This window comes from Catenulispora pinistramenti (genome assembly GCF_018274385.1).
GTDB classification, from domain to species: Bacteria; Actinomycetota; Actinomycetes; order Streptomycetales; family Catenulisporaceae; genus Catenulispora; species Catenulispora pinistramenti.
This window is the reverse complement of sequence record NZ_JAAFYZ010000655.1, coordinates 1-255: the sequence shown is the minus strand read 5'-3', so window position 1 is coordinate 255 and position 255 is coordinate 1. Positions and strand designations below refer to the sequence as shown.

At 68.6% G+C, this 255-nt stretch carries 1 protein-coding gene; it reads left to right on the top strand.

Annotated features, from left to right (window positions below):
* A partial coding sequence (locus KGQ19_RS49030; RefSeq protein WP_212022548.1) for a transposase occupies positions 1-255 on the top strand: 255 nt, incomplete at both ends.

Sequence of the window (255 nt, the reverse complement as noted above, 5' to 3'; positions counted from 1 at the left end):
CGATGCCCGGCATCGGAGTCAGGATCGCCGCAGCCCTGCTAGTCACGATCGGCGACGGCCGAACCTTCCCCGACGCCGACCACCTGGCCTCCTACGCCGGACTGTCGCCGGCCACCAAGTCCTCCGGGTCCTCCATCAAGGGCGAGCACGCGCCACGGCGCGGCAACCGGCAACTCAAACGCGCCATGTTCCTCTCAGCATTCTCCGCACTCCACGATCCCGCCTCCCGCGCCTACTACGACCGACACCGCCACA